The sequence below is a fragment of the Brachyspira murdochii DSM 12563 genome (genome assembly GCF_000092845.1).
In the GTDB taxonomy this organism is placed as follows: Bacteria; Spirochaetota; Brachyspiria; order Brachyspirales; family Brachyspiraceae; genus Brachyspira; species Brachyspira murdochii.
In genome coordinates this window covers 3,074,761-3,098,579 of the sequence record NC_014150.1, presented here as the reverse complement: position 1 = coordinate 3,098,579, position 23,819 = coordinate 3,074,761, and the positions used below count along the sequence as shown (strand labels likewise).

Here is a 23,819-nt window from a genome sequence, read left to right as displayed (position 1 = left end):
TTTTAATATTTTTAATGAATATAAAAAATGGAAACACTAGATATTATTTTTTATATCTAATGTTTCCATAATTTACAAAATCTAGTAAAAAAAGTTACTATTATTATAGTTAGTCTTCGCTTGGGATAATCTTAACCTAAGATATAAATCCGCCTTTTCTCAAAATATTCTCTGCATTTTCTTTATTCTTATCACTCACTAATATGATAGGTCCAGTACATCCCATACCAGACTCAGCATATATACCATTTTCCATAACCAAATCTACAGCTGCATCCAAGTCCATAACTTCAACACCAGCAATTTGTGCAGTTACAACTTCTTTAGCTATAGAAGGTTTAGACTTTTCACTGCCAGAAGAAGCGTTTGCTTTAGGTTTTAAACTATCTAAAATAGAATCAAAACCATATTTTTTTACTTCTTCTTCTTCTTTATTCATAACATCTATTAAATTACCGCTTATACATTGATAGGCATATTCAATAGCACCAGCAATAACATTAGAACCAGAAGCTCTAGAAATAATGAATATAGGAGTTTTAAATCCAAATCCTATACCCGGACCATAACCATATCCTATAGCCTCATAACTTCCGCCGCTATTAAATGATGAGAACATTTTTATAAGTATGTTTCCAGTAAGAGAATCACATACAACAACATCAACAGCACCAGTTATAAGATCATTTCCTCTTAAAACTGCACCGCCGTCAGCACGGTTAGAAGCTCCGAATTTTATATTATATCCATTAGAAGCCAATTCTTTCAAAGCTCTCTCTACAGTACGTGCAGAATCAATATTAAGTATACCAACTGTTGGTTCTTTAATACCGCATGCTTTTGCTGTTATTATTCCGTAAATAGCATTTTTAAACATAGCCTGATCTCTAACAGTAGCAGAAGTTCCTGTAGTAGTAGCTATATATGTTTCTTTTCCATTAGCCTGAGATATAACTCTTCCTACAGTAGATACTCCTATAGGGAAAGGATAATGCATAGTAACACAAGCATCTAATTCTCCTTTAGAGAGCATTTCTTCCATTATTTTATGAGCCTTCTCATCGCAGTCAGTTTCTATTGTTTGAAGTCCAGTAGAATTTTTCTCACCAATTAAAACAACTTCAACATTTTTGTTTCTGTTCATAGCTATAACGCCGCCAAGAGATACAGCCTCTGCCCCATGCTCAGAACCTCTATTTGTAATACCAACACGTACTTTTTTTCCGAATTGTCCTGTTTCTAAAGCATTAGCAAGTGAAAGGAAGGTTTCACCTATCATAGATTTTATAGCTGAATTAGAAGCATCACTCATCTAATACCTCCTTACTCACCTAACATACTTTTAGCGAAATCTCTCATAGCATTAGCAATAAGTTTATTAACTTCTTCTTTTGAAACACCTTCGCTTGTACCTTTATCACCGCTGTTTTTTTCGATAATAACAGATATACCGTCAAAAAGATTAGTCATTCTTCCTAAAAATAATGAACCTTTACCTATAAGCATTACACGATTAATTTTACCAGCCATAATGTCTTCAATAGCATAACCCAAATAAGGTACTCCAGATGGTATATGACCTTGAGTTGGAGCCCAGCCAGACATACCATTTTTATCAACAAATTCAGCTATTTGGCTTCTTTCTAAGTCGCCTTTCTTAACACCAATAGCTGCTATCATTTTATAATTAGCCTCTGGAACATCACCAGCACCTGCAGGTTTAGTTACATCAGGGTTCTGCATTTCTACGGTATATTTATCTATATCTGTAACTTTTAAGTTTGCTTTTTCTAGCGGATTTACTATCAAAGATGTCATAACTGCCTGAGGAGCAGAACCAGTAGCAACAGTATGTCTTCCAAGTACATCTGTTCTTATTATAGGGTGTACTCCGTCATTCTCACTGATAAGTACAGCAAAAGCACCTAATATATCTTCGATGATAGGAAGATTTTTAGTTACATGGCTTTTACCATTCATACCCAATTTAGCAGTAGCACCGCCTGCAACTATTACTACATTTTTATAAGAACCAGCTTTAACTAAAGAAGCAGCAGTTACCAAAGCATGTGAAGGAGCAGCACAGAATCCTCTAATATCAAAACCTGTAGCATTAGGTATTCCAGCAATTTCAGCTATACTTTTAGCGAAGTTACCGCCTCCTCTTTGGTTCATATCGCCGCAAGCCTCTTCAGAACATTCTATAACCAAATCAATTGTTTTAGGATCAATGTTTTTCTTTCTGATAAGTTCTTTTAAAGCCATAATACCAGAAGCTTTAACTGCTAAGTTTTCAAAAATAACATGTGCACTTAAGTTAATATCAACATCATGTGCTCTTTTAATACAGCCTACTAATTTTTCATTGAAATATAAACCTTCAGCATGTTCCTCTTTTATTAATCTTTCTATTTCATCGATTTTAGTCTCACATTTTACCTGAGCTAAATCTTTTTTAATTTCTTCTTCTGTTTTATATTTAGATTCCGAAGCAATATAAGCATCTCTCATTTTTTTCTCAAATTCAGCTTCCAAATATACCAATTCAAATACATCAGATATTTTCATCATAAAAATGAATTCATCTTCAGCAAAAATTTCACCGAATTTACCGTTTCTTTCACCTTTACAAGGCACACCTATCCAGCTTCCTCCAGCTTTTTTAACTTCATCAGAAACCTGAGATGCAAGTTTTTTTAATTCTTCAGGGTGAAGATTACCAATATAAGTTTGGTTAGGAGCATAATTTACAACATCTTCAAAAGGTCTGAGATGTTCTTTAAGTTTTTTCAAATAGTCCGAATCAGGATTAACTTCTCTTTCAACTGTCTGCGTAGTACCATTATTAACCACCATATCAGGTGCATGTACTATAGCATAAGCAGCAGCTTTTAATACAGCATAACTCATCTTTTTAATCTCCAATATTTATTTTTATTTATACAAATGAAATAATGGGGGACATACAAGTATAGTTAAATATTTGTACTCCCCCTTTATTTTTATTTAATAAATTATTTTTTATTTATATATAATAGTATATATAAATATTCTCAATTTTCAAATTAATCTTCAAAAACTGTTTGTGTATCTACAGGAGTTGTTAAAGCTTTCAATGCTCTTTCAACTAATGTACGTCTTAATTTTTTCTCATCTTCTTTAGACAAATTAGGATTGCCTAGAGGGTGAGGTATAGCAACTGCCGGAACTATTCTGTTAGCACCAACTGTTAAAGATATAGGAACAATAGTACAAATATGGACTACAGGTATTCCAGTAGCTTCTATTGCTTTAACCATCGTTGCACCGCAACGAGTACAAGTTCCTCAGGTTGATGTTAATATAACAGCTTGAACTCCATCTTTGACTAAAGTCTGAGCAAATTCAGTTGCAAATGCTTTAGAACTTTTTACTGAAGTACCATTACCAGTAGTAGTATAGTAATAAGGATAAAGCTCTCCTATTTTACCTTCTTTTTGTAAATCTTTTAATACATCGACAGGTAATACTCTGTTAGGGTCTTGGTTAGCATAAGTAGGGTCATAACCTCCGTGAGCAGTTTCTCCCATATCATCTATAGAGTATCTGCCGTATTTAGAAGCTGAAGAAGATTCTATATGGTCTGGGTTTCCTGAAGGCACTATACCTCCGCTTGTTACCAATGCTATTTTAGCTTTAGTGATATCTTTAATAGCTTCGCCCGGAGTTACTCTGTCAAAGTCCGGCATTGGATATTCTGTAGTAAATGCTTCACCTTTAATTTTTTGTATAAGCATGTCAACAGCTCTTTCAGCACCGCTTTTTTCTCTGAATAATACTTTACGTATTCCTCTTGGTATATAACCTTCTGCTTCCGGAGTTCCTAGTTCTTCTTTTTTAAGAAGTTTAGAAGCTAATTTAGCTATAACTGGCAAAGCATTTCTCATACCTGCGGCAGAATCTTTAGTAGAAACGATATAAACATCTTTCTTAAACATATCTGCACCTGGATTTTCAATATACATACCAGTAATAGCTGGGATTTTAAGCTCATCTTGTACCATTTTGGCAACAGTACCGCAAGCTGTACCATAACGTCCGGCATTGAAAGCAGGACCTGCTATAACCAAATCTGGACTGAAGCTTTTTATCATATCTAAAACTTCAGCTTTAGCTTTATCTAGGTTTTCGTTAAAGTAAGAGTCACCGCATATAACAGTACCTACTATTTGTGCATCAATACCTAGTTTTTTAAACTCGCCTTGTAATCCGGCACCAGGACCTACAACTCCGTCTCTTTTCTCCGGAGCTATATCAGCCTTTTCCTCTCCGCCGATATTAGCGAAGAACTGATTGATATAATGAACTATTTTATATTCTGGCATTTAAGCCTCCTAATTTTTTAATATAAGGCAACCAAATATTAAATATAAGGCTGCCGATTTTTTAAAAAACCAAACTGGTTTTTAATTACAATGGATTTTTATTTTTTAGAGAATTTATTTTTTATCAAAAATTTATAAGTTTATATAGTGTATTATGAGTTTTTATTTTCTTCACGCATTCTTTTCATTTCTGCGATGATTTCATCTACATTTAATGTCATTTCTGCCATACCAACCTGTTCATCATAAACAGCAGGATCTACTGCTTCTTTGAATTCTGGTTCTACAGCATGATAGGCATCTAAATGTAAAGCAACATTAGCCAAAGCTCCTGCGTATGTAGGATCGCCTAACATTACTGTTTCAGCTGCCAAACCGCTTGCTTCTGCTTCTGCTGCACCAAATAATACTACTATATTTTCTCCTCCAAATTTTTCTGCAAATTCTTTAATTCTCTTTTGATTCTCTAAATCCATCGCTCCTGCGGCTGTTCAAACAAAACACTCCGTAGCAGCAAACAAAACTTCTGCGTCTTGTACTGTTTCAACGCATGCTTTGATAGCTTCTCCAGGAATGCCGTCTCTATCGCCAATGATAATTACTTTTTTACCATTTAAAATACTCATGGCTTTCCTCCTAAAAAATTTTGTTTATATTTTAAAAAATCAGCATTACAAAAACTTATAGTCCTGTAGCACTAAATTTATTAAAACCTAATTCGTTTGTAGCACCAGTAATAACTTGTAATTCTGCCTCAATAGAACCATCTGCTTTTAATGATCCGTCAAATCCGCCTGCTATTTTATCTGTAAAGTCTAACATACCTATTACTTTATCCATTTTTGGCAAGTTAATAACTACATTAGCATTACCTGCTGTTACTACTGCATTTGCTGATACATCAGAATCTGCTAAAGACTGTGAAGCTCCGTCTCTTCCAGCATACTCATCTGTTATGATACATGTTTTTATACCAAATGCTTCTGCTTTTTTACAGTTCATTATTAAGTCAGCATCTGGGTTGCCGAATCCTTCTTCTGAGATGATTACTGCATCTAATCCGAAGTATTTAGCCAATTTTGATGACCAATCTGATGAACGCATTTTATCTGCTAAAAATACATTTTCATTTGTTATTATAACACCCATAAAGTTAATATCTTTACCATGTTTTTCATATAAAGCTTTAATTACTGGGTTATTTAAGTGGTGATAAGTAGTATTTTTATCACAAGCTGATACACAGTTACCGCTTACTATAGCACCGTCCATTACTTCTGTTGGATAAATGAATGTCGGAACTATTTTCTTAGCATCTACACCATAAACATAAGTATCATGCAATAAACCTTGAGTTTGAAGCATATATATATAGCCTACTTTTGGTAAGTTAGGATACATTGCTGCTTGTTCAAATATAGGTTTAGTTTCATAGCTGTAAGTATTATCAGGTTTTAAATCTTTAGCCAATTTTCCTAAATAAGTAGCTACTCTTAAACCAGCTCCTCTTACTGCTGCTTCATAATCATGTTTTTCTATAGGCTCTACCGGCTCTATAACAAGACATAGATTATTAAGTTTTGAGAATGGTGTATAATCAGCTCCAGGTCCAGTCATATCTATGATACCTTCTTGGAAACCTACTATTTTACCGCAAGTAACTACAGCAGCACCTTTTAAAACATGAGTTTTACCTTCTCCAACTGTATCTACTTTAGATATCATACCCGGAAATATACCGCCTCTGCCGTCAACTTTTACTCTAGGTTCAATTACGTCTTTTACTGGAGTAATACGTACAGATTCTCCAGGACGAGCCACATCAATTTTTACACTTTTCAACTTATCGTCTTCAAGTACAATCTTTGTAACCTCATCTGCGTTTACATAGAGTACGCCATTCTCGACTTTTGAAATTTTGTCAAGCTTTATATCTTTAATATAAATCTCGCCTATCTCTAACTTCATATAGTCTCCTTTATAGTTTTTATTTTTATATAATTTATATAAATTAAATTATATCAACAAAAAAGAGCAGAAACATATTAAAAAACATGTATTCCGCTCTTATAATTACACAATAATCGATATACATAAACTTTAATCCCTGAGAAATTTACTGTCTGCAAATCATATAATTCAGCCAAGGAATTATAAAACATATTATTCATTGCACCGCAAGATAAATTATTCACTCAGATACTAAATTTCATCAACATATATCCTTTTTAATATTTTTATTTATACTATATAATATATAACATTTTTTGTATTATTGTCAATACTTTTTCACTATTCAAAAAAAATTATTCAGCAAATTTTTCTTCTATGTATTTGTTTGCTGAAATACCAGCTATTGCTCCGTCTGCAGCAGCAGTAATAACTTGTTTAAGCATTTTTGGTCTTAAATCTCCGCAGGCAAATACACCTTCAACATTTGTTTTCATCTCTTCATCTGTGAGAATATATCCGTCCTGCATAGCTACTTTACCTTCAAACAATTTTGTCAAAGGAACATAACCTACAAAAATAAATACTCCGAATGTTCCATCTTCTTCATCTGCTTTATATTCATATTTTTCGCCTGTTTCATTGTTTAAGAATATAGCAGATTCAACTATTCCATCGCCTTTAAGTTCTAAAAGTTCTGTTCTAAATTTTATTTCTATTTTTGGATTTGCTTTAGCTTTTTCTTCTATAGAATTAGCACAGCGTACATAATCCTTTCTCACTATAAGAGTTACTTTTCTAGCAAATTTAGACAAATACATAGCTTCTTCTACCGCTGTATCGCCTCCTCCTATACAGAATACTTCCATACCTTCAAAAAAGTTAGCATCGCATGTAGCACAGTAAGAAACTCCTTTACCTGTATATTCCAACTCGCCTTTACAGCCCAATTTTCTAGGCTGAGCACCTGTAGCTATTATAACTACCTTAGACTGATAAACAGTTCCGTCAGATAATGTTACTTCCTTAATCTTTCCATCCAACTTAACATCTGTAACTTCTTTATGTTCTATTTCAGCACCAAATGTTTTAGCCTGCTCTATCATTTTATTTATAAGATTTTTTGGGTGTCTTCCTTCTTCTGACGCTTCATAAAAACCCGGATAGTTAGCTATTTCATCAGTTATACTAATCTGCCCCCCGAAACTTCCTTTTTCAAAAAGAACAGTTTTTAATCTAGCTCTAGCAGAATATATACCAGCAGCCAAACCAGACGGACCACCGCCTATTATAATACAATCATACAAATTGCTCATCTATAATCTCCTTAAAATTCATACTATAAAATACTTTCTATGGCTCCCGAAACAAGTTTGTAATCTATTAACTTGAAATCCTCATCTATAGTTTCAGTAAGTTTTCTTCTAGGCTTATCCAAAAAATTATTGGTCAATGCTATAGAATTCTCTATAAGCTCCAATGACTCCAAATCAAGTTCTCCATTATTATTAGAAAGAGCTATACTTTTATACGGAGTCTCATAAGGCTTTATACTGCTCACTATTGGGTGAGTTAAGAGTTTATAATATAAATGTATATAATCTCTAGCCTTATAGAGTATACCCATAAAATCTAAATCAGGAAAATAAATTATCTCTATATTATGACTATTTACCTCTTTAAATTTAGGATTATTTGTTATTAAAATATTTTTTTTATTGATATTTGCGTTCATATTACATACTTATGTTATATTATTTTAAATATTTGTCAAGATATTATTTAAACAATATTTAATTTTATTTAAAAAATATTAAAATAAAACAATATATTACTATATATAATATTACGGTATATAACTGTTTTTCAGTTCTTAAAAACAATATTATATACCGTAAAAAGTACATTTTTTATTATTTTTTATTTGATATTTTCATTATAAAGTATACTACAGCTCCTATAACCAAACCGCCCAAACCAAATATTATCTTCTTCAAATCTGACTGAGATAATAACCACAAACTAACAACCGTAGCAATTATTGGTATAACCGGACCAAAAGGAAGTACAAATCCTCTTTCCATATCGGGTGCTTTCTTTCTCATCACTGGAACTGCCAAACATGTAGGTATATATTGAGCAAAACGTGATACTACACTTATAGCTGCTAATGTAGTAAAACTTCCTGTTAATGTTACTAAAGCTGTCAATACTACTGATATTATTACTGCTACATATGGAACATCTTTTGAATTTCTTTTTGAAATTATACTTGGAAGCTGATGTTCATCTGACATAGCAACGCCAGCACGAGGAGTCAAAAATGAAGAAGCTATATTTATACCCCCTATAGATATTAAAGTACCTGCTGTTACCATAGCACCAGCCCATTTTCCTAAAAACTTCTCTGCTGCTGTTGCAACTGGAGTACTTGTTGTAGCAAGAGAAGCTCCTAATATACCTATACTATTTACCTGTATAAGTATATATATTATAGCTACCAATATTAAAACTATACATATAGCTAATGGAACATTCTTTTTGGCATTATCCATATCTCCTGCCGCAACACCTATTGATTCAAAACCTGTAAAAGCATAAAATATAAGTAGTGCCGCACTTCCAAAAGTACCTTTTAATAATACCTCTCCGCTTTCAGAAACCGGATTAACAAAGTTTTCGCCTTTTATAAAGAAAATACCTACAGTAACAAATAATATTAAAGGTATTAATTTACCAGTAGTTACTATATTATTCATTATTTTGGATATTTTTACTCCCATTATATTCATTATACCAAGAAGCACAAGTATAGTTATAGCTATAATCTTTTGAACTGCTGGATTTTGTGCAGGAGCCCAAACAGCACCTAAAGCGGTAGGAAAACCCATAGCCATAGCTGCCCAAGCAATTATACTTATAGCCCATTTCATTATACCAACTTCAAAACCTACAAAATCTCCGAATGCATCTTTAGCATAAAGATAAGGACCTCCATTATTCTTATACATTCCTCCCATTTCAGCAAAACATAATGCTATACTGATAACCAAAAAAGCATCAAAAACTATTACACCTATACTAGTTACTCCAACTTCAGCATATGCCTGATTTGGAAGCAGAAATATACCAGTACCTACTATTGCATTTATACCTAATAATACTATACTAAATAATCCTAATTTATTTGATGACATATAAAAACTCCTTTATTAACACTATTTCTTACACTTTGAAACTAACTTCTTAAAAATATCTAAAGCAAAATCATAATGGGCATGCATCATTTCCGGGTGAAACTGCACACCAAACACAAAATTACCATCTTCCATATATTCTATGCTTTCAACTATACCGTCTTTAGAATATCCTGTGGCAATTAATCCTTTACCCAAATCTTTGATAGCTAAATGGTGAAAAGAATTAACTCTTACACTCTCACCTGCTATCTCTCTGATAATGCTTCCTTCTTTAGTTGTCATACTATGTGTAGCTTCATAAGGTTTGGCACTTTGGGAATGTTTTATATAGCAATTATCTATAAGTGATAAATCCTGATACAAACTTCCACCGAAAGCAACATTAATAATCTGACAACCTCTGCATATACCGAGTATAGGTTTCTTCATTTCTAAAGCATATTTGACTATCTTTAATTCATGATTATCTCTTCTTGGAAATATTCTGCCTAATTTGGAATGAATTTCTTCACCCCAGTAAATAGGATCAACATCATATCCACCAGATAACAAAACCCCATCAACATGCAATACCTGCTCCTTTATATCCTCATCATTGTCTATCATAGGTACAATATAAGGAACTCCGCCTGCTTTAGACACAGAAAGAACATAATCATCATTAACATAAGCCCTTTCGTATCCAGAAAATACCCCGTCATTATCATTACTTAAAATACTTCCGCTTATTCCTATTATAGGTTTCATATTAACTCCAATATTTTGATATAGTTTAATTATAATAAATATATTATTCATATTCAAGTAATAAGAACATAAATAATACTTTTTTGTTTATTTTTTATGATTTTATAGGTAAAATATATTTACTTACAATTAGTATAAAGTATTACTTTTAACAATATTACTATAAATAAACAATTATAATATACTAAAAAATGAATTATATATCACAAAATATTTTTATTATAAAATAATATAAAAATATCAGATACATATATACACTAATCATATAAAGGAAATTATGATATTAATATAAAAGATATGCCATTATTATATAAAAGTATTAAATTAATAATATAGCAAGTATATAATGTATTGTTTAAGAATTATTTTAATTATTTATAAAGACAAAAAAACAAATACATAAAAAACTATCTATATTAAAATAATATAATTATAAAATAGGTATTAAAACAAGTTTAATACTTAAATAAAACAAATAAAAAATGTATTATTTATATACAGTAATAGATTTTTACATATATCAAATTTATACAATCATATTTATTTTAATACAAAATTGAATATATAAAAGTAAAATAAATAGCATAAAAACAATACATAGTGCAGTATTTATTTGGCACATTTCTTGCATACATATAAACATAGCAGTTAAATGCTAAAAACAAATTATTTAATTAAACTTAAAGGAGTAAGGCGGTATTAAAAAAGCCGTCTATTAATTAGAATATGGATTATAATAAATATACAATAAAAGCCCAAGAAGCTATAAATGAAGCTGCAAATATAGCTAACGGCGAAGATCATAATGAAATAAAAAGTGAACATTTACTTCTAGCATTATTAAAACAAGAGGACGGACTTATTCAGCCTTTAGTAGAAAGAATAGGTGTTCCTATAAATACATTAATAGATAAAACTCAAAAACTAGTTGATGAAAATGTAAAAGTAACAGGAGAAAATGTTCAATTACATTTATCATCTAATGCTGGTAAAATTTTAGCGAAAGCAGAAAAAGAAGCCAATGCTTTAAAAGATCAGTATGTATCTACAGAACATATATTCTTAGCACTCGTTGAAGCTGACAATAAAGCAGGAGACATGCTAAGAAAAAGCGGAATATCTAAAAAAGAAGTTTTGAGTGCATTAAAAGCATTAAGAAACGGACAGAGAGTTAATAGTCAAGACCCAGAAGCAAAAATGCAGGCACTTGATAAATACTGCCGTGATTTGACAGAATTGGCCAAAGAAGGAAAAATAGACCCTGTTATAGGACGTGATGAAGAAATAAGACGTGTTATGCAGGTATTATCAAGAAGAACAAAAAATAATCCTGTACTTATAGGTGAGCCGGGTGTTGGTAAAACGGCTATTGTTGAAGGGCTTGCTAGGAGAATAGTTTCTCAAGACGTACCTGAAGGACTTAAAAACAAAAGATTATTAGCTTTGGATTTGGGAGCATTAGTAGCTGGTGCTAAATTCAGAGGCGAGTTTGAAGAGAGATTAAAAGCTGTTATTACTGAAATAGAAAAATCTGAAGGTAACATAATATTATTTATAGATGAGCTTCATACTTTAGTAGGAGCAGGTGCCACTGAAGGAGCAATGGACGCTTCTAATTTATTAAAACCTGCATTGGCAAGAGGTGAATTAAGAGCAATAGGTGCTACTACTTTAGATGAATATAGAAAATATATAGAAAAAGATAAAGCACTTGAAAGAAGATTCCAGCAAGTTTATTGTAAAGAGCCTAGCGTTGAAGATACTATTTCAATATTAAGAGGATTAAAAGATAAATACGAAGTTCATCATGGTGTAAGAATAAAAGATGATGCATTAGTTGCTGCTGCTGTATTGTCAAACAGATATATAACTAACAGATACCTGCCAGACAAAGCTATTGACTTGGTAGATGAAGCTGCAAGCCAATTAAAAATAGAAATAGACAGTCAGCCTACTGAACTTGATAAATTGGAGAGAAAAATATTACAGCTTAATATAGAAAAACAAGCTCTTTCAAAAGAAAATGACCCTGCTTCTAAAGAAAGATTAGAAAAACTAGAAAAAGAATTATCCGAACTTTCTGAAGAGCGTAATGCAATGAAACTTCAATGGGATAATGAAAAAGGAAGAATTGAAGAGACTAGAAAATTAAAAGAAGAACTTGAAGAGCTTAATATAAAAGAAACTCAATATACAAGAGAAGGAAATTTAGCAAAAGCTGCCGAAATAAAATACGGTAAAATTCCAGAACTTCAGAAAAAACTTGATGAGGCTTCTAAAGCAATGGAAGATGCTAAAAACTCTGATAAAAAAAGACTATTAAGAGAAGAGATTTCTGAAGATGATATAGCGAGAGTTATATCAGTATGGACTGGAATACCTGTAAGTAAAATGCTTGCTAGTGAAAAACAAAAATATTTACAGCTTGAAGAAGTATTACATAAGAGAGTTGTAGGACAAGATGAGGCTATAACTTCTGTTGCTGATGCTATTAGAAGAAATAGAGCTGGACTTTCTGATGAAAATAAACCTCTTGGAAGTTTCTTATTCATAGGACCTACTGGAGTTGGTAAAACTGAGCTTGCTAAAACTCTTGCTGACTTCTTATTTAGTGATGAACATGCTTTGACAAGAATAGATATGAGTGAGTATATGGAGAAATTCTCAGTTACTAGACTTATAGGAGCTCCTCCGGGATATGTTGGTTATGATGAAGGCGGACAATTAACAGAGGCTGTAAGAAGAAGACCTTATTCTGTTATACTTTTTGATGAAATAGAAAAAGCTCACCCAGATGTATTTAATGTACTTCTTCAGGTATTAGATGACGGAAGGCTTACAGACGGACAAGGCAGAATAGTAGATTTTAAAAATACTATTATAATAATGACTAGTAATTTGGGTTCTGATTTGATTCTTGAAGCTAATGATATAAAAGATATAAAAGAAAAAATTCAGGAACTACTTAAAATGTCATTTAGACCAGAGTTCTTAAACAGAATAGATGAGATAATAACATTTACTAGACTTGACAAAAAATATATTGCTGAGATAGTAAGAAATCAAATAGCAAGAGTTGCTAACAGACTTAAAGACAGAAGAATAACTTTAGATGTAAGCGATGAAGCTATAGATTATATTGCTGATATTGGTTATGATCCTCAATTTGGAGCAAGACCATTGAAAAGAGCTATACAAAACTATATAGAAAATCCTTTAGCTAAAGAAATGTTAGCAGGCAAATATTTAGAAGGAGATGCTATAAAAGTAAAAAAATCAGGAGATAGTTTAGTATTTGAAAAATAACTTTTAATTATTTAATTTAATAAAAGGCTTACTAATAATATATAATTAGTAAGCCTTAATATTATTATAATCTATTAATAACTTTTTGATATTGATTCATATAATCTATAATAGAATTTATTTCTTTTTTATTAATTTTTATATATTTTATTATTTTCTTATCAATTATATGTTTCAAAAAACTATTCATTATATTAACATTAGTTATAACTATATCATTATCTTCTTTAATACCTAAATATTTTTTTACTGAATGAACAGCATATATTTTTAAATTATACCTAATATTATCTCTGTTTTTTTTTATTGGAATATACCAAACTAATTTATCAATAAAAATATTACATGCATCTGAAGCAATAAAATTATATATATTTTTTTTATCTCTCAATGCATTAATAGGAAATTTTTTATCATTAACTTCAAATTCTTTATAAGAAATAGTATAGAAATTATATATTTTAGATAGTATAGAAAAAATACTCTGGTCATGTCTATGTTCTCTAAATATATCAGCATTTGCTATTTTTGAAGGGGTATCATCAGATAAAGAAAAATCATCATAATAAACTTGAATCCATTTATTTACAAATTTAATATTAATATCATTTCTCAATAAAAAAAAATGATGTTGCTGCTCTTTGAAAAGTATCTGTTATGTTTTTATCGTTAATAACATTAAAATAATTAAATAAATCAGACTTTGTCCATTCTTTTTCAAGATATGGCAATTCAAAACATAAACTTCCATTATCAATAACTATATCCAAATACTCTAAAAACCTATTCATTCCTTCTATATTCAAGTGACAACCTATATCTGCATATAATAAAATATCATTATCATTCATAGATTCTAGTGTTTTTAATACAACAAATGGTTTCCAACACCAATATCCGAATCCTCTGCTAGGAACTAATTTATTACGAAGTAAAGTTTCAAATTTTTCATCATAAGGTAAATTATATTCATTATATATCAAAATTTCATCAAATATATTAAAACTTTCTGCTTGTTTTTTTAATCTCAAAACTGAAGGATATAAATCCAAATTAGCAAATGCACATAAATAAATCTTTCTATCTTTATACATATTTAAGCTCCAATAAAGATAGAAAAAATTTTAAATATTTTACTTGTCTTGTCTTGTCTTGTCTTGTCTTGTCTTGTCTTGTCTTGTCTTGTCTTGTCTTGTCTTGTCTTGTCTTGTCTTGTCTTGTCTTGTCTTGTCTTGTCTTTATTATATAATCAGAATACATCATTGTAATATTATAATACAAAAATCATATAAGTCAACTATACTAATAATATAATTTATTTTAATTATTTAATAAAAGGCTTACTAATATATGATAATTAGTAAGCCTTAATTTATTTTAAAATATTTTTACTCAAAATTTAATTATTTCTGAAAAATAAAGCGGCACATCCCAAAACACCCGCATCATTACCCAAAGAAGCAGGTTTTATTTCAACATTATTAACCATCATTCTAAGTCCATAATTTCTTACACCTCTTTTAATATGCTCTATCATCATATCAAAATCCTTACAAAGCCCTCCGCCTATAAGTACCAAATCCAAATCAAGCATATTCAAAGCCTGTGCTATAGACATACCCAAATAATAAGAACATTCTGCAATAGTTTCTTTAGCAAGTTCATCGCCTTTTTTGGCAGCATCAAATAAAGCCTTAGCCTTACCTTTATCTAACTCTTCATAAGTAAGTGAAGTAGGAATAACGCCTTTATGAATCTTTTGCTTAGCCATAGCAATAAAACCAGTAGCAGAAGCATAACGCTCTATACAGCCGCTTGAACCGCAGTTGCATTTATCACCATCTGGAACTACAAATACATGACCAATCTCTCCAGCTCCGCCTAAAGAACCTGTGAATAACTGTCCATTAAGTACAAATCCGCCTCCGACACCTGTTCCAAGTGTAACAAACATCACGGACTGATAAGCCTTTTCTTTACCGCTTCCATATTTAGCCTCTCCTAAAGCAGCCATACTAGCGTCATTAGCTGTTTTTGTAGGTAGGTTAAATCTATCTCCTATGTCTGAAAACTTTAATCCTTTAAGTCCGGGTATATTTTCCGCTCCTCCCATATGAAGAGTTTCTCTGTTCATCACTCCGGGACAATCTATACCCAATCCTACCGCTTTATAATTATTAGGAATATTACTTTTTAATTTTTCTACAAACTCAGAAATAACTTTTTTATGCTCTTCTGTAGTATGTTTAGGGTCAACATCAAAATTATCTTTATATAAAATATTTCCGTTTTCTTCTATAATAGCACCTTTCATAGAAGTGCCGCCTATATCTATAGCTATAACAACATCTTTCATGTTTAATACTCCTAATTTATATTTATTATACTATTTTAGTACAATAATACGAATTGTCAACAATAAATTAAAATTATCTCTGTATGCGTCCTGAAGCATCTCCATTATAAACTGTCATAACTTCATCAACAGTTACAACATTAAAATCACCCTCTATAGAATGTTTTAAACAGCTTGAAGCCGCTGCAAACTCAAGTGCTTCTCTATCATCTTTATCATTTAAAAATGAGTATATAAGACCAGCAGCAAAACTATCTCCGCCTCCTACCCTATCTACTATTTTTATAAGATACTCTTTTGAGAAAAAATATTCACTGCCATTATAAAGCATACAAGACCATAGATTCTCACTAGCAGAAATTGAGCCTCTTAAAGTTATACCAACTTTTTTTATATTAAATCTATCTGCTATTTCTTTAGCTACTTCTTTATAGCCTTCATGAGAGAGTTTGCCTTCTATTATGTTACTGTCTTTTGCCTTTATGCCAAATACTTTTTCAGCATCCTCTTCATTAGCTATGCATATATCAGTGTAAGGCATTAATTTACTCATAGTCTCATTAGCCTCTTTTGATGTCCATAATTTCTTCCTGAAATTCAAATCCAAACTTACAGTTAAATTTTTTTCTTTAGCCTTTTTACAAGCTTCAATACAAACTTCAGCAACGTTTTTTCCAAGTGCAGGCGTGATTCCTGTAATGTGAAACCATTTTGCATTTTCAAAGATTTTATCCCAATCAAAATCATCTTTAGTACATTTTGATATTGAAGAATTAGCCCTGTCATATATAACTTTAGAACCTCTCTGACTAGCACCTTTCTCCAAAAAATATATGCCTATTCTATCCCCGCCAAAAACTATGTTTGACACATCAACACCATAACGTCTTAATTCATTAATACAAGCCTGAGAAATATCATTTTTAGGAAGTTTAGTTACAAATGAAGTATCAACTCCAAAATTTGATAAAGCAAAAGATACATTAGCCTCTCCCCCTCCAAATCTTGCCTCATAAGAATCAGCCTGAACAAATCTTAAATTGGAAGGAGGTGAAAGCCTTAGCATTATTTCCCCGAATGTTATAACTGAAGCCATAAAAAATCCTTTAATTAATCACATAATTAACATAATTTAATTAACATAATAGTACATTATATTTATAATTATTTCAATGAAATTATGTAAATAAAATCTGCAAATAAAAAAGAAAGGAAATAACCTCCTTTCTTTTTATAGTTTTATATAGTATTAAATTACCATCTTCTAAAAACAGTTTTATCGGGAGGAGTATAAAAATCTTTTTCACTTTCAGACAAATTTTCTGTAAGCCACCTTAAATTAAATCTTCTAAAAACAATATTATAAAGCTCTTTACCTGTTGTAGGAAGTCCTTGTCCGCCCTGTTCTTCAGCTAAAGATACTATTGTTCCATCCCTTAATCTTGCCAAAGCAGAGTATCCCGCTCTTCCAGAATTTAATACTCTTAATTTTTTCCAAGAATCTCCTTCGTCATAGCTTATAAAAGCAGTTAGGTTTCTTCTATCTGAATTAGAATCTAATGCTAAATGTATAAGCCTATTCTTATCATACCCCTCTAAGGTAGAAGTAAACAAAATACCTTCAGCATTACAAGCTCCATCATAAAAATTACCAGTAGGAACAAATTCTTCCCAAGAAGATCCAATATTAGCAACAGATCTAAACCATACTCTCTGCTTATTTTTGGCATTCCATGCTCCTGAACGTACAGATAATAAAATTCTTCCGTCATTTAATTGAGTAACAACTTTTGGTTCATCTTGCGTTCCTGATTTTCTTTTAGCTACACTTCTAACTGTCCAAGTATGACCATTATCAGTAGAAACTATAACAGCAGCAGCTGCTGTATTATTTCCAGTTCCTTTATTTACAAGCATAGCCCCCATCAAAGTACCATCAAATAGCCTTGCTCCAGTACCTGAAGCTGCAAATCCTCTGTCATAAGCAGACAATACCCCCTGTCCAAAACTATTAACATTTCCTTGAGCAAGCTCCCACTCACTCCAACTGAGACCATCATCTGTACTTCTTGATACCATAATTTTAGACCCGCCAAATCCAGGATCTTTTTTATAAGCACCGCCAGCAGCACACAAAACAACTAAATCACCATTAGCACATGAAAAGAATAAAGAATCCCCATGAGCAGTTTTGTTATCAGAAGCTATAGGCGGTATAGTTATTTCAGGTCCCCAATTTATTCCTCCATCAGTACTTCTCCTTACAACAATGTCTATTGCTTTTGAACCAGAAAAACCAACATCTTCATAGCTGTTTTTCCTATAATCTGCAACAGCTATTATTGTGTTTTTTTCTGAAACTGTTATGCCGGGTATTCTATATATATGTTTAGGACTATTTGGATTATTATTATTTACTTCGCTTTTAAAAATTATAGTCTGCTCCATAAAAGGCTTAATTTGTTCTTCTGGAGGTAAAAACCATTCAGGTTCTTCTTCATCAATATCTGGTTCAATAGGCGGATTAATAGGAGGATCTATAGGAGATATTATTATGCCTCCGCCAGAATTATTATCTTCATCACTCACATTTCCATCTATACTGATGCTTGGATTAAAAGGATTTAATCTTTTTGAACATGAAACAGCAGTCAATATAAAAATACCAACAATAATACAAATAAGCAAAATAAAATATTTTTTTTCATTTTTAATACGCCATAAAACAAATATAATACCTATTTTTTTATAAATAAGTAATTTAAAAATAACAAAAAAGAACAATAAGTAAAGTATTTTTTAAAAATATTTTTTTTATTGACTATAATTTGAAAATTATTAGTATTATATAGTTAATATTAATAATTTTATTGGAGCATATATGATAAAGAAAAGAATATTTATATTAATAATATTACTTATAACAATATGTAAAACAACATTTACAGAAGTAAAAGGCGGTTTTGAGGCAATAGTTAATGTTCCTATAGGTATGGGTATTACCATAATTCATAAGAATATCGAACTTAAAGGAAATCCTAAAGGTAATGTAAATTTTCAGGGAGGTATTGAAGCAAATCTAGGATATATGTTTCAAATAAAAGAGAGAATGGGAATTAGCCTATTAGCTGTAATTGGATATAGTTATACAGAAACTAAATATTCTAAATTTAATAATACAGTACGGTATAAATTTATTGATAATGATTTTTATTTTGGAATAATGCCTAAATTTAATTTTTACTCATGCTCAATAGGATTAAATATAGGATATAAAATAACGCTTACCCCAAACTCAATATATTATACTGCTGAAATAGGTAATATTGAAATAAAACATGATACATATGCAAGACTTTATATTAGAGGAACTTTTGATTATTCTTTTGTTGTAGGTATAGATTCTGCAATAAATCTAGGATTTTATATAGGATATGACTTTGGAAATTACTGGGCACAGACAAGTGAATATTTAAATGTAGTTAAAGATGAAACATTCGGCAATATAGATATAGGTCTACAATTAGGATACAGATACGGACCTAAATTCTGATAACAAAATCTAAATAAAGCCTAAATTCAAATAAAATTCAGGCTTTATTTAAATCTTATTTACATATCATTATTAAGCGTAAGTCTTTTGTTTTCCTCAACTGACTCTAAAACTATACAGTTAGCACCAATTATAGCATTTTCTCCTATAACAGTATTGCCTCCAAATATAGAAGCATTAGCATATATAGTAACATAATCACAAACTGTAGGGTGTCTTTTTTGTCCTTCCAAACTTCTTCCATTAGTTAAAGATAATGCCCCTAAAGTTACACCCTGATATATTTTAACATGATGACCTATAACAGTAGTTTCTCCTATAACAATTCCAGTACCATGATCTATAAAGAAATAATCCCCTATAGAAGCACCCGGGTGAATATCTATACCAGTTTTTGAATGGGCGAATTCTGATATAGTTCTCGCTACTAAATACTCATTTTGATTATAAAATATATGTGCTATTCTATAATGAAAAATAGCTCTAAATCCGGGATAAGTTAATACTATTTCATCATAAGATTTTGAAGCAGGATCAGACTGATAAAAAAACTCTAAATCTTTCTGCAAACTCAATGTAATATCATCAAGCTGCTCTATAAAATCAAGTAAATAAGAATCATTAGTAACTATATTCATATAAAGTTTTGCTATACTCTTCTTTACAATATCTTTATTAGGACTCTCTCTAAAAAAATTAGGGAAAGCATAATCTCTAATAAGTTTAACAATATCTTTTATATCTTTTTGACTAGGAAGTTCATTAAAAGTTTTTAATTTCATAAATATATCCTTAATTCCAAGAATATCTCTCACCTGTATCAGGCAGAATACAAAGCATTTTTATTTTTTTATCTGACTTATCAGTTTCTTCCAATTCTTTAGACAAATGAATAGCTGCATAAACACTAGCTCCAGATGATATTCCTACATATAAACCCTCATTAAAACAAATTTCTCTAGCTGTATTTACGGCATTATCATTTGATACATCTATTATCTTTGTTACTACACTCAAATCCAAAATTTGAGGTACAAAATTAGCACCTATACCCTGTATCTTATGAGGAGCAGCACGTCCTTTAGTTAAAAGCGGGGAAGATTCCGGCTCTACTCCAATAACTTTTGTATTTTTTTTATTATCTCTTACATACTGTCCAATACCTGTTATAGTACCGCCAGTACCTATACCTGCAAATATATAATCCAAATTAATTATATCTCTAAATATTTCAGGTGCTGTTGTAAGATAATGTGCCATAACATTAGACTCATTAACAAACTGACCCGGTATTACGGAATCAGGTATTTTTTTATTTAATTGATTGGCCCTTTCAACTGCCGCATCCATTCCTCCGTCAACTAATTCTAGTTTAGCTCCATAATCTCTTATAAGTTTTCTTCTCTCTTCAGACATAGATGAAGGCATAACTATTATAACATTAAGCTTCAAATATCTTCCAATAGCAGCCATAGCAATTCCAGTATTACCAGATGTCGGCTCTATTATTGTAGAACCTTCTTTTAGTTTGCCATCTTTAAATAAATCTAATATTATTTGCTTTACAGCTCTATCCTTTATAGAACCTGCTGGATTACTCTTTTCAACTTTTCCGTATAATTCTACATTTTTATTTAAATTAAATTTTGATTCTATATTACTTAGTCTCAATATAGGAGTATTTCCTATTAAATCAAGTATGCTGTTATATACCATATTTAATCTCCAAAATAATATATACATCTAATATATATTAATATCTTAATAAAAACAATACCTATAAACTAAACTTTGCTTATATCAACATCTTCTTTACTTTTTACTTTTTTATACTTTATCCACCCTCTATTTTGTATATAATGCATAAAGCGTATAAGCCTTATAAGAGCATCTTTAAAGCTGTCATCAGTTTTTGCCTTCTGAAGTCTTGCTATTTCAAATATACATCTCTCTCCGTCTATACTAAGCCAAGCAGAGGTTGAAAGCTCATCAAACTCTATATCTTTATTAATTTTCTTTTTTAAAAGCCAAGCAGAAATTTTTGTTATAGGGTTATTAGTTTCTAATATAAGAAGTACCTTCCCATTATCATTAATTTTCCAATTATTATGAATTATCTCTGGAACATAAAGTACAAAATTATGCTCATCTTTTTCTTTAAAAAAACTTTCTAATATATTATCTTTTTTTTCATCCATATAATTTTCTCTCTAATACTTATATTATATCAAAAAAATAATAAATTACTATTAACAATATTAAAAATATATAAAAAAATCATAATGCAATACCAAAAAGTAAAGCATTATGACTTTTTATGAATTGAGTATTATAATTATTTTTTATCTTTAGAAGTGGTATATTTGTATACCCAAGCACAGAATAAAGCAAATATAATAAATGTTATTAAATTGCTTTGAGGAACTATTTTTGCTCCGAAATTTATAGAAATATTCAATGCCGCCATTATACCTATAAATATACCTACTATAGCATCTCCAGCCACCAACCCGGAAGCAAGCAGTATACCTTTTTCTGAAGCCTCATTTTTACCTTCTTCATTGTCTTTAAACTTTATTTCTACTAACTTTCTTACAATTCCGCCTATAAATATAGCAGTACTTAATGTAATAGGCAAATAAAGTCCTAAAGCAACAGCAAGTATAGGAAGTTTTGCTATAGCACAAAATATTGCAATAGCAGCCCCTATTATAACCAAAGTCCAAGGAAGCTGGGCTGTCATTATACCTTCAACTATAAGTTTCATTAAAGTAGCCTGAGGAGCTGGAACTGCATCAGAACCTATACCATAAGCGTTTTGCATAAGTATAACAGTGGCACCAGCACCTATAGAAGCAATACCTAATGCTATAAACATACCAAATTGAATTTTTTTAGGTGTTCCGCCTATAATATATGAAGCCTTTAATGACTGAGCAACACCGCCAGCAACAGCAGTAGAAACACATACTATACCGCATACTAAAAGAGACATTCTTATACCATCATCGCCTACATTACCTGTTAATTTAAATATTGTAGCCACTATTAAAAGTGTAGCTATAGTCATACCAGAAACTGGATTATTACTAGCCCCTATAACGCCAACCATTCTTGCAGATACAACAGCAAAGAAAAAACAAAATATTACAGCCAATATACCGCCTATTATTCCGCCTCCAATACTAGGTATAAGCCAAGTAGCTAAAAATCCAAATACAGCTGCCGCTATAAGCCATATAATAGGTGCATCCTGATTTATTCTATCTGCCTTTTTAGAAGAGCCATGTTCGCCTTCCAACATACCTGCTAAAGATTTTCTAAAAGAACTAATAATTGTAGGCATAGATCTAGCCAAAGAAATAAATCCTCCCATAGCAACGGCACCTGCCCCAATATATCTTATATAGCTTCCCCAAACTTCCTGAGCTGACATATCAATTATAGGTACAGATGAAGGAAAAACTGCTGTAGGTATAAAGTTTCCAAAGTATTTTATCAAAGGTATAAGTCCAAGCCATGCAACAATACCTCCTGCAAACATGAGAGATGATGTTTCAAGCCCTATAATAAAACCTACTCCTAAAAGTGAGGCTAATGTATCTATACCAAGCATAGTTTTTTCATAAGGCTTTATTATATAAGTTGCACTCTCTTTCCAAAATCCAAATCCGCCTGAAAACAGTTTATAAAGCATTCCAGTTGCTATACCTGTTATCATATATTTAAAACCTTTACCGCCCTCACTTCCTATAACCAATACTTCTGACTGTGCCATAGCTTCAGGATAAATCAAACTTCCATGCTCTTCTACTATTAAATATTTTCTAACTGGCGTAATAAAATAACACCCCATAAAACCGCCTACTATAGTAACTATAATAACAGTAAGCATAGAAAGACCCATTCCAAATAATATTAAAGCAGGAAGTATAAATATAATACCTCCTGCTATTGATTCTCCTACCGCTGCCAATGATGCAGTAAAGTTTGCTTCAAGAATATTATTTCTTTTGAAAATGGCTTTAAATAAACCTGTTGCAAGTATAGCACCCGGTATACCAGCAGATATTGTAAGTCCCACTTTAAGACCTAAATAAGTATTAGCAGCTGCAAAAAGGACAGCAAACAAAATACCTAATATTATTGAGTATCCTGTCATCTCCGGCATAACTACAGTTGATGGAATAAATGGTATATAATCCTCCCCTTTTATACCTCCGTAAGCATCTTTTGATAACTTTCTAGCCTCTTTGTTTAAATCTGACATAATATTTCCTTAAAAATTATTTTTGCAGTAATTTTCATAAATAATAATTTTAGAGATAAATTAAAATAAAAAA

At 31.0% G+C, this 23,819-nt stretch carries 20 protein-coding genes; 2 read left to right on the top strand and 18 right to left on the bottom strand.

What is annotated here, in order from left to right; genetic code table 11:
* Nucleotides 1-136 precede the first annotated feature (136 nt).
* From grdD to BMUR_RS13600, 9 genes are all read right to left on the bottom strand, one after another.
* Nucleotides 137-1,312: a glycine/sarcosine/betaine reductase complex component C subunit alpha gene (gene grdD / locus BMUR_RS13650; protein ID WP_013115131.1), complete on the bottom strand. Its 1,176-nt coding sequence runs from the start codon at nt 1,310-1,312 to the stop codon at nt 137-139.
* A gap of 11 nt (nt 1,313-1,323) precedes the next feature.
* The gene (gene grdC, locus BMUR_RS13645; protein WP_013115130.1) at nt 1,324-2,910 is read right to left on the bottom strand and encodes a glycine/sarcosine/betaine reductase complex component C subunit beta; all 1,587 of its coding nucleotides are present in this window, start codon (nt 2,908-2,910) and stop codon (nt 1,324-1,326) included.
* A 155-nt stretch (nt 2,911-3,065) separates the two neighbouring features.
* Complete coding sequence (gene grdB / locus BMUR_RS13635; RefSeq protein ID WP_083771120.1) at nt 3,066-4,364, bottom strand: glycine reductase complex selenoprotein B; 1,299 nt, start codon at nt 4,362-4,364, stop codon at nt 3,066-3,068.
* 152 nt (nt 4,365-4,516) lie between these two features.
* Nucleotides 4,517-4,990, bottom strand: a complete 474-nt coding sequence (gene grdA / locus BMUR_RS13630) for a glycine/sarcosine/betaine reductase complex selenoprotein A (RefSeq protein WP_083771119.1) — start codon at nt 4,988-4,990, stop codon at nt 4,517-4,519.
* A 55-nt stretch (nt 4,991-5,045) separates the two neighbouring features.
* Nucleotides 5,046-6,332, bottom strand: a complete 1,287-nt coding sequence (locus tag BMUR_RS13620; RefSeq protein ID WP_013115125.1) for a glycine/sarcosine/betaine reductase component B subunit — start codon at nt 6,330-6,332, stop codon at nt 5,046-5,048.
* 338 nt (nt 6,333-6,670) lie between these two features.
* Nucleotides 6,671-7,630: an NAD(P)/FAD-dependent oxidoreductase gene (locus BMUR_RS13615; RefSeq protein ID WP_013115124.1), complete on the bottom strand. Its 960-nt coding sequence runs from the start codon at nt 7,628-7,630 to the stop codon at nt 6,671-6,673.
* 23 nt (nt 7,631-7,653) lie between these two features.
* A complete protein-coding gene (locus tag BMUR_RS13610) occupies nt 7,654-8,049 on the bottom strand; it encodes a GrdX family protein (RefSeq protein WP_013115123.1) in 396 nt (131 codons plus the stop codon).
* A 178-nt stretch (nt 8,050-8,227) separates the two neighbouring features.
* Nucleotides 8,228-9,511 (bottom strand): APC family permease, encoded by a 1,284-nt coding sequence (locus BMUR_RS13605; protein WP_013115122.1) that lies wholly within the window; start codon nt 9,509-9,511, stop codon nt 8,228-8,230.
* A 21-nt stretch (nt 9,512-9,532) separates the two neighbouring features.
* Nucleotides 9,533-10,261 (bottom strand): gamma-glutamyl-gamma-aminobutyrate hydrolase family protein, encoded by a 729-nt coding sequence (locus tag BMUR_RS13600; RefSeq protein WP_013115121.1) that lies wholly within the window; start codon nt 10,259-10,261, stop codon nt 9,533-9,535.
* A 726-nt stretch (nt 10,262-10,987) separates the two neighbouring features.
* Here BMUR_RS13600 and clpB point away from each other — a divergent pair.
* On the top strand, nt 10,988-13,567 hold the full coding sequence (gene clpB / locus BMUR_RS13595; RefSeq protein WP_013115120.1) for an ATP-dependent chaperone ClpB: 2,580 nt from the start codon (nt 10,988-10,990) through the stop codon (nt 13,565-13,567).
* A gap of 64 nt (nt 13,568-13,631) precedes the next feature.
* Here clpB and BMUR_RS15115 read toward each other — a convergent pair whose 3' ends face one another.
* The 5 genes from BMUR_RS15115 to BMUR_RS13575 form a co-directional block, all read right to left on the bottom strand.
* Nucleotides 13,632-14,183 carry a hypothetical protein gene (locus BMUR_RS15115; protein WP_013115119.1) on the bottom strand — a complete coding sequence of 184 codons (552 nt, stop codon included), beginning with the start codon at nt 14,181-14,183 and terminating at the stop codon, nt 13,632-13,634.
* Nucleotides 14,173-14,661, bottom strand: coding sequence for a hypothetical protein (locus BMUR_RS15110; RefSeq protein WP_013115118.1), 489 nt, complete (start codon nt 14,659-14,661; stop codon nt 14,173-14,175). The genes BMUR_RS15115 and BMUR_RS15110 overlap by 11 nt, the downstream gene beginning before the upstream one ends.
* Before the next feature lie 305 nt (nt 14,662-14,966).
* Nucleotides 14,967-15,923 carry an ROK family protein gene (locus BMUR_RS13585; protein ID WP_013115117.1) on the bottom strand — a complete coding sequence of 319 codons (957 nt, stop codon included), beginning with the start codon at nt 15,921-15,923 and terminating at the stop codon, nt 14,967-14,969.
* A gap of 73 nt (nt 15,924-15,996) precedes the next feature.
* On the bottom strand, nt 15,997-17,019 hold the full coding sequence (locus BMUR_RS13580) for a sugar kinase (protein ID WP_013115116.1): 1,023 nt from the start codon (nt 17,017-17,019) through the stop codon (nt 15,997-15,999).
* Nucleotides 17,020-17,177: 158 nt separating this feature from the next.
* Complete coding sequence (locus BMUR_RS13575; RefSeq protein ID WP_244833463.1) at nt 17,178-18,578, bottom strand: sialidase family protein; 1,401 nt, start codon at nt 18,576-18,578, stop codon at nt 17,178-17,180.
* 226 nt (nt 18,579-18,804) lie between these two features.
* Between BMUR_RS13575 and BMUR_RS13570 the strand changes: the two genes are divergently transcribed.
* Nucleotides 18,805-19,476, top strand: a complete 672-nt coding sequence (locus BMUR_RS13570; protein ID WP_013115114.1) for a hypothetical protein — start codon at nt 18,805-18,807, stop codon at nt 19,474-19,476.
* Between the two features lie 59 nt (nt 19,477-19,535).
* Here the strand turns inward: BMUR_RS13570 and epsC are convergent, their stop codons facing one another.
* The 4 genes from epsC to BMUR_RS13550 all read right to left on the bottom strand — a co-directional run bounded on the left by epsC (nt 19,536) and on the right by BMUR_RS13550 (nt 23,746).
* On the bottom strand, nt 19,536-20,258 hold the full coding sequence (gene epsC / locus BMUR_RS13565) for a serine O-acetyltransferase EpsC (RefSeq protein ID WP_013115113.1): 723 nt from the start codon (nt 20,256-20,258) through the stop codon (nt 19,536-19,538).
* 10 nt (nt 20,259-20,268) lie between these two features.
* Nucleotides 20,269-21,192, bottom strand: a complete 924-nt coding sequence (locus tag BMUR_RS13560; RefSeq protein ID WP_013115112.1) for a PLP-dependent cysteine synthase family protein — start codon at nt 21,190-21,192, stop codon at nt 20,269-20,271.
* A gap of 68 nt (nt 21,193-21,260) precedes the next feature.
* Nucleotides 21,261-21,674 carry a PqqD family peptide modification chaperone gene (locus tag BMUR_RS13555; protein ID WP_013115111.1) on the bottom strand — a complete coding sequence of 138 codons (414 nt, stop codon included), beginning with the start codon at nt 21,672-21,674 and terminating at the stop codon, nt 21,261-21,263.
* Between the two features lie 137 nt (nt 21,675-21,811).
* A complete protein-coding gene (locus BMUR_RS13550; protein WP_013115110.1) occupies nt 21,812-23,746 on the bottom strand; it encodes an OPT family oligopeptide transporter in 1,935 nt (644 codons plus the stop codon).
* Nucleotides 23,747-23,819: the final 73 nt, after the last annotated feature.